The following is a 3,045-nucleotide window of genomic DNA, read 5'->3' as shown; positions in this document are numbered from 1 at the left end:
GCGTTGTATTTGCCGTCCAGCCGTTGTTCGGAGTGGAAGACGCCGCCTGCGGTCAGCATGACGTTATAGCCCCAGCCCAGGCCGTAACCCATGAACACAGTGGGGCTGTCCAGGTCGAAGCCGAGGCCGGCCGTCACGCCGCCGAACACGTCCCCCGCGTTCCAGGACAGCACGCGTGCCGGTATGAATTCGTAGTTCCTTGACTTGATCCACATGAAGTAGATGGAGGGCGAGAACACCTTGTCCTGACGGTTGGTCTTGGGTGTGATCGTGTAGGTCTGCGGGTCGGTACCCGGGTCTGGTTTGGCGAAGTGGCCTGCTTCTCCGCTATCGAGGTAGTTGAATCCATAAAGGGTGATCCATTCGCCAATCGTTTCCGCGGGCGTGGCGTAGGTGACAGCCGGGAAGGTCTTTTCCGAGACGTTGTCCGATTTGCGCCGGGTTACCGTGACAACAAGTTCTTCTCCGGCTTTCAGTACGAATTCGCTTTCCAGGGTCACCGAGACCTTGGTCTCTGCTTCTGATTGGGCGTCGTCGATGTCCTGCGTGATGGCCGCGCAGCCCGGGTCTGCTCTGAAACCGTTCAGCTTTGCGCGGTATTTATTGATAGCTTTATAGACTTGGTCTTCGTCGGTTTTTCCAGCCAATTCACCATCCAGCCCGTCTTTAGCCTTGTTGAATTCGGATGGGCAAGTCGGCATTACTGCCACCGTTACGGGTGGGCGGGCGATAGTTAAGAGGCTGCTGAAGACCACCCCGAATCATCTCGGTGAGCTATCGTAGGCCATCGACTTGGGAGATTGGCGATGCGCGGCACGGACATTCAGCAAGACAGCCTGTTTTCGTACTCCAAGGTCAGCGACTTCGTGCCGGCGGATCATCCGCTGCGCCGCATCCGGTCGCTGGTCGATGAGGCGCTGGAGTCCATGCACGGCCACCTGTCTTCGAGCTACGCGCCCGGCGGTGTGGAATCGATTGCTCCAGAGCGTCTGATCCGAGCAAAAAACGGGGTCAGGTCTTGCAATCCAACATGTCGTCATTAATCTGGCGTGATGGCAAGACCCCTGCGCATCGAGTTAGCCGGCGGGCTGTATCACGTCACAGCGCGTGGTGATCGACGCGAGGCGATCTACTTTGACGACGCTGATCGCCTCACTTGGTTAAAGCTGTTGGGCGACGGTTGCGATCGGTTTAACTGGCGTTGCCACGCCTATTGCCAGATGACCAATCACTACCACGTCGAGCAATAGGGGATAGACCGCAGTTTATGGAGCGCAACCGGTGTCATCGGCTCCGGTACGGTAAACACGCGGATGGGCACAGCAACGGCGGAGTTGGCATCGTTGCGAGCTCCGAAGGTTTAACGTGGCGGGATCGTCTCCGCCTTGTGGTGCTCAGGCCCGACCATTTCCCGCGGTTTGAATGTGTCCGGGCTCGCGGCGCGCCACCAGTGGCCGTAGGGGGTGGAGTCCGGGTCTTCGAGCAGGCTGTTTTCCTCGAGGAACGGGAAAAGCTCTTCCAGTGAGACGAGTTCGTTTGGTTCGCGGCGCTGGAGGATGTGGTGGGGGTGAATTTCCCCCGGATGATCGAGGCCGGCGGCGGCGATCAGTTCGGCGAGTCGCTCGCGGGTCGAGTACTGGAAGTTCGTGACCCGCGGCGCCTTTTCCGCGACGACGAGTCCGCGCTGGCGGCTGGCGTTTTGCGTGGCGACGCCGGTCGGGCATTCGTCGGTGTGGCAGCGCTTGGTCTGCACGCAACCGATGGTGAGCATGAAGGCCCGCGCGGCGTTGCACCAGTCGGCGCCCAGGGCCATGTTCACGGCGATGGTGTAGGCCGAGTAGACCTTGCCGCTGGCTCCGATGCGGATGTCCCCACGCAGCCCGCTGCCTACGAGGGCATTGCGGACGAACAGCAGGCCCTCCCGCAGCGGCAGGCCGATGTGATCGGAGAACTCCTCGGGCGCTGCGCCGGTGCCGCCCTCGGCGCCGTCGACGACGATGAAGTCGAGACGCTGACCGGTCGCGAGCATGGCCTTGCAGATCGCCAGCACCTCCCAGCGATGGCCCACGCAAAGCTTGATGCCCACCGGTTTGCCGCCGGAGTGCTCGCGCAGGGTGTCGACGAAATCCAGCAGTTCGAGCGGTGTGGAAAACGCCGTGTGGTAGGCCGGCGAGATGCAATCCTGGCCCATCGGAATGCTTCGCGTGGCGGCGATTTCCGCGCTGATCTTGGCGGCCGGCAGCATGCCGCCGTGCCCGGGCTTGGCGCCCTGGCTCAGCTTGATCTCGATCATCTTGACCTGATCACGGCGGGCCTGCTTGGCGAATTGCTCGACGTCGAATCGGCCCTGGGCATCGCGGCAGCCGAAGTAGCCGCTGCCGATCTGCCAGACCAGGTCCCCGCCGTGCTTGACGTGATAGGGGCTGATGCCGCCTTCACCGGTGTCGTGGAAGAAACCACCCGTTTTCGCGCCAAGGTTCAGCGCTTCCAGCGCTCGTGCGCTAAGCGCCCCGAAGCTCATCGCCGAGATGTTCAGCACCGATGCCGAATAGGGCTGCGTGCAGGCGGGCCCGCCGACGTCGACGCGGAAATCCGGAGACGGCGTCGGTCGCGGCACGATCGAGTGGGTGAGGAGCTGGTATTCCTCGTGATAGAAGTTGAGGTCGGTGCCGAACGGCTTGGCGTCGTTCGCCCGCTTGGCCCGCTGGTAGATCAGCGAACGCATGTTGCGGTTGTAGGGGCCACCCTCGTGGTCGCCCTCGACGATGTACTGCCGCAGAAACGGGCGCAGCCATTCGAACAACCAGCGCATGTGCCCGACCAGCGGGTAGTTGCGCCAGAGGGTGTGACGCGTTTGCCACAGGTCGTAAATGCCGACCAGCGTCAGTGCTGCCAGCACGCATTGTGCGATCAAGGGCGCCGGCTGACCGGGTTCAGCCAACGCCCACGCCGCGGCGCCGAAACCCAGCAGGATCACGAGCAGCAGCACGATGAAACGGGGCAGCGCGGCCAGCATCAGCAGGTCATCCGGAGACGAGGTGCGTC

At 62.4% G+C, this 3,045-nt stretch carries 3 protein-coding genes; 1 reads left to right on the top strand and 2 read right to left on the bottom strand.

What is annotated here, in order from left to right; translation table 11 throughout:
- Nucleotides 1-755, bottom strand: a 755-nt coding sequence (locus tag ABNS06_RS01060) for a hypothetical protein (RefSeq protein WP_348672083.1), incomplete at its 3' end; no start/stop codon positions are given.
- A gap of 51 nt (nt 756-806) precedes the next feature.
- Here ABNS06_RS01060 and ABNS06_RS01055 point away from each other — a divergent pair.
- Nucleotides 807-1,043, top strand: a complete 237-nt coding sequence (locus ABNS06_RS01055) for a hypothetical protein (protein ID WP_348672082.1) — start codon at nt 807-809, stop codon at nt 1,041-1,043.
- A gap of 317 nt (nt 1,044-1,360) precedes the next feature.
- Here the strand turns inward: ABNS06_RS01055 and ABNS06_RS01050 are convergent.
- The coding region (locus ABNS06_RS01050) for an FMN-binding glutamate synthase family protein (RefSeq protein ID WP_348672080.1) at nt 1,361-3,045 on the bottom strand (1,685 nt) is incomplete at its 5' end.

The sequence above is a fragment of the uncultured Abyssibacter sp. genome, from assembly GCF_964000955.1.
GTDB lineage: Bacteria > Pseudomonadota > Gammaproteobacteria > Nevskiales > OUC007 > Abyssibacter.
This window is presented reverse-complemented; position numbering and strand designations above follow the sequence as displayed.

Coding starts and splice junctions, on each gene's coding strand:
- ABNS06_RS01055 (WP_348672082.1), top strand. CDS start 807: ATGCGCGGCACGGACATTCAGCAAGACAGCCTGTTTTCGTACTCCAAG.